General features: G+C 74.7%; 4 protein-coding genes. 1 reads left to right on the plus strand and 3 read right to left on the minus strand.

The window, feature by feature from the left end; genetic code table 11:
- Positions 1–53 precede the first annotated feature (53 nt).
- A complete protein-coding gene (locus DQW06_RS06055) occupies positions 54–1,058 on the minus strand; it encodes an MBL fold metallo-hydrolase (protein WP_198048870.1) in 1,005 nt (334 codons plus the stop codon).
- A gap of 326 nt (positions 1,059–1,384) precedes the next feature.
- Between DQW06_RS06055 and DQW06_RS06060 the strand changes: the two genes are divergently transcribed.
- Positions 1,385–1,813, plus strand: a complete 429-nt coding sequence (locus DQW06_RS06060) for a single-stranded DNA-binding protein (protein ID WP_013154052.1) — start codon at positions 1,385–1,387, stop codon at positions 1,811–1,813.
- 17 nt (positions 1,814–1,830) lie between these two features.
- On the opposite strand, the gene DQW06_RS06065 is transcribed toward DQW06_RS06060, so the two are convergent.
- Together DQW06_RS06065 and DQW06_RS06070 are read right to left on the minus strand one after the other, a co-directional pair.
- On the minus strand, positions 1,831–2,838 hold the full coding sequence (locus DQW06_RS06065; RefSeq protein WP_013154051.1) for an HAD-IIA family hydrolase: 1,008 nt from the start codon (positions 2,836–2,838) through the stop codon (positions 1,831–1,833).
- Between the two features lie 152 nt (positions 2,839–2,990).
- On the minus strand, positions 2,991–3,797 hold the full coding sequence (locus DQW06_RS06070) for an aminoglycoside N(3)-acetyltransferase (protein ID WP_013154050.1): 807 nt from the start codon (positions 3,795–3,797) through the stop codon (positions 2,991–2,993).
- Positions 3,798–3,907 lie beyond the last annotated feature (110 nt).

Genomic DNA, 3,907 nt, shown 5'->3' on the forward strand with positions numbered 1-3,907 from the left:
GCGCGGACGTCCGCGCTCCGACGCCGGGGACCGCGAGGGCCGTCCGGGACCGCTCAGGAACGTTCCTTCTCCTCCGCAGCCCGGGCCTCGGCCTGCTCCCGGGCGAGCCTGTCCAGCCAGTGCACGATGCCGGACACGTTGGCCTCCGCACCGCTGAGGGTGTCCAGGATCGCGGCGGACTCCGCGGGCAGCTCCGGCGGCATCGGCGCGTAGCGCGAGACCACCTTGTCGCGCACCATGGCGATCGCGTGGTCCAGGTCGCCGGTGCTGCCGTGGGACTCGCGCACTGTCTCCACCCACAGCCGGAGCTCGGACTCGGCCCGGTCGAGGGTCTCGGGGACCGAGGTGACCGCGCCGAAATGGGAGAACATCAGCCGCTGGGCGTCGATGTCCCCGAACAGCCGCAGGGTGCGCAGGCACGCCTCCATGTCGAAGTCCGGCGGCGGCGTGGCCGGGCTGACCTCTCCGGTGAGCGGCTTGTACACGCCCAGCGCGTCGCCGACGTACAGGTCGCCGGTGAGGGTGTCGACCAGGCCCATGTGGTGCTTGGCGTGGCCGGGGGCGTAGTGCGTCACCAGTCGGCGCCCGCCGCCCAGGTCGATCTCCCCGGTCTCGGCCACCGACCGGATACGGGTCGCCTCGGTGGGGTTCATCCGTCCGAACAGGCTGTCCAGCCGGTCGCCCCACACCATCTCGGCGCTGCGCATCAGCCTGCTCGGGTCGGCCAGGTGGCGGGCGCCGCGCTCGTGCACGACGATCTCGGCGTTGGGGAACAGGGCGGCCATGTCTCCGGTGCCGCCCGCGTGGTCCAGGTGGATGTGGGTGACCACGATGGTGGCCAGGTCCGCGGGAGCCAGCCCGAGGCGGGTGACGGCCTCGTGCAGGACCCGCGCGGAACCGGCGGTGCCGACCTCGACGATGCAGGGCCGTTGGGAGCGGATGAGGTAGCTCGACACGATCCCCGGGTATCCGGCGAGCATCGTGTCGATGGCGAAGATGTCGTCGCCCAGCGGGGTGATCCCCTCGGGCAGACCGCTCACGTCCACGTCGTCGTGCACTGCAAGCACCCCTGTTCCTCGGTCGTCGTGGGGTTCGGCGGGGCCGAACCGGACAGGATCCGACTCTAGGACAAGGGTGTCACGGCTGGTCGGGGCGGGGCTCGGCCCGGTCCTCGCCGGAGGGGTGCGCGGAGCGCGGCCGGTGCCGGGACGGGTTGTCCACAGCCTCGCGACGGGCCTTTCGCTCGGACCCTCGCCGGGGGATCCTGGTGGGAGAGCGCACGCCCCCACCGCACGCGGACGGCCGGACCTTCGGTCTCCTGCCCCGCGCCCCTGCTCCGCGTCGCGCCCGTCTCCTCGCTCTCCACCCATGGGAGGACGTCCACATGCAGCAGGAGTCCGCGGTCGCCCCGAGCCGGACCGCCCCCGACACCCCGTCCCCGCGGCAGGACCCGTGTGAGTCCGAGCACCGCAACGAGATCCTCGTGGCCGGGCGGATCACCGCCCGGCCCCTCATCCGCGAGCTGCCCAGCGGCGACCGGTTGGCCACCTGGCGGGTCTGTGTGGCCCGCCCCCGCGACAGCCGCTACCGCGGGCGCCGGTCCGACTCGATCACCTGCACCAGTTTCGACCGCGACCTGCACGAGGGGATACGCGCCTGGCGGCTGGGCGACGTGGTCCGGATGACCGGGGAGCTGCGCCGCCGCACCTGGCGCGGCCGGGAGGGCGTACGCAGCGTGTGCGAGGTGGAGGCCAGGACCGCGACCCTGGTCCGGGCGGCCGACGGCCCCGCGGCCGGGGCGGTGCGGCGGTGAGGGCCCGCCGCGTGGGCTCACCAGCCCAGGCGGGACAGCGCCTCGCGTGCGGCCGGGCCGGACGGGTCCGCCGCCCGGTCCGCCCAGACCGCGACGCACAGCGCGCGCAGCCCGTCCAGCCGGTCCCCGTCCCCCTCGACGCGTGGTGCGCCGCCGGTGACGGTCACCGTCCACCCCGCGCAGCGGGTGCGGTCGCCCTCGCGGACGACGGCCGGGTGCGTGTGGTTCATGCCCGACAGGTCCCACGCCAGGTAGCTGGGGCGCTGGTGCTCGGGCGCGGCGAGGGCGTCCATCGGGGTGGCCACCCCCGTCAGCACCAGCATCCCCGCCGCGCCGTGGGCGGTCGCGCCCTCGATGTCGGTGTCCAGCCGGTCGCCCACGATCAGCGGGTTGCGCGCTCCGGTGCGCAGGATGCCCTCCTCGTGCAGGGGGCGCATGGGCTTTCCGGCGACGACGGGTTCGACCCCGGTGGCGTTGGCGATGACCCGGACGAAGGACCCGTTGCCGGGGGTCAGGCCCCACTCGCTGGGTGCGGTGGCGTCGTTGTTGCTGGCCACGTAGAACGCGCCGCGCCGGACCGCGACCGTGCCCTGGTCGAGCAGGTCGCGGGTCATGTGCCGGGAGTAGCCCTGCACCACGGCCACCACCGAGGGGCTGTCGACCGACACCGGGCGCAGCCCCATCCTGCGCACCGCCTGGCGCAGCGCGGTGTCGCCCACCACCAGTACGTCCGAACCCGCGGGGTGGTGTTCGCCGACCAGGCGGGCGGCGGCCTCCGCGGAGGTCACCACGTCCCCGGGGGCGGCGCCCACGCCCAGTTCGGTCAGGTGCTCGGCGATGCGCGCCGGGGTGCGCCCGGCGTTGTTGGTCACGAACGCCACCCGCGCTCCGGCGGCCCGCGCCTTGCCCACCGCCTCCGGTGCCGCCGGTACGGCCCTCGGGCCGATGTAGACGACCCCGTCCAGGTCCAGGAGCATCGCGTCGTGGATCTCGTTCAGGGGGCGGTCTGCGGCGAGCAGGGACATGGCGGAGAACCCGTTCCGTGTGATGGCGGTGGTCGTCTCCCAGGCTATGGCGCGGGTCCCCTCGGCCGGGACCGTCCGCCCGGGGCCGGGATGTGCGCTGTGTCGCTGACCCACCGGCACCGCGGCGGGCGCCGGATGCTCCGGTGCGGAGGTCACCTGTCCCGGTTCACGGTCATCCAGCTGGACGCGAAGGCCACCGCTCCCGGGAGGGAGAACAGCCGTGCGGTGGCCTCGCCCACCGGGCCCGAGGTCACGGCTCCGGTGTTCTCGAAGTCGGCGCCCAGCCGTGCGAAGTCCTCCTCGTCCAGGAGCACGTCGGTGAAGTCCACCCACGTCCGGCCGCCGTCCGGGGCCAGGACCGCGCACCCGGACCGCTCCAGGCGGGGCCGGGGGATGCGGTACTCGGCCAGGTGGAAGGCGGTGCAGGAGTCGAACCCCGTGCCCAGCAGCAGGACCTTGGCCCGGACGCGTTCCAGCGCGGCGAGCGGGGAGTCCTCGCCCAGGCGGCAGTCGACCGGGTGGTGTGCCATGAGGTCGCGGGCGCGGGGGCCCAGCGCGGCGAAGGAGGTCTGCGGGTTCGCGCTGCGGACCGCGCCGGGCCAGGTGCGCACCATCTCCGGGACGCGGCCCATGAACCTGCTCGGTGTCAGGCGCGGATCGAACCCGGGCGCCTGCGCGCGGATGACCGGCCACCAGTCCTCGGGGACCGGGGGGTCGCGCCACCCGGCGGGGTCGGTGTTGTCCATGGTCTGGGTGGGCACGACGAGCGTTCCCCGGGAGCCGACGGCGTCCACGAGGGCCTGCACGAGGGCCTGTTCACCGCCGCACACCCAGCCCAGCGCGCTGAGGGAGGTGTGCACGAGGAGGGTGTCGGCGGGCGCGACCCCCAACGCGGTCAGGTCGCGGGCCAGGGAGGCCCGGGTCTGGGGCCGGCCGGGGTTCTTCGCTTCGGCGGGCACGCTGGGGACTCCTCGGCTGGAAGGGAACGGAGCGGATCACCATGGGTACAGCAGTCGGCCGGTGCCGGGCCAGTGGATATCGGGAGGCCGGGGGAGGCGCGCCGGGGGGT

The sequence above is a fragment of the Nocardiopsis sp. TNDT3 genome (assembly GCF_003427465.1).
Classification (GTDB): domain Bacteria; phylum Actinomycetota; class Actinomycetes; order Streptosporangiales; family Streptosporangiaceae; genus Nocardiopsis; species Nocardiopsis dassonvillei.

Excerpts from the sequence above, each read along its gene's own strand:
- DQW06_RS06060 (WP_013154052.1), top strand. The coding sequence starts at position 1,385 with ATGCAGCAGGAGTCCGCGGTCGCCCCGAGCCGGACCGCCCCCGACACC.
- DQW06_RS06065 (WP_013154051.1), bottom strand. The coding sequence starts at position 2,838 with ATGTCCCTGCTCGCCGCAGACCGCCCCCTGAACGAGATCCACGACGCG.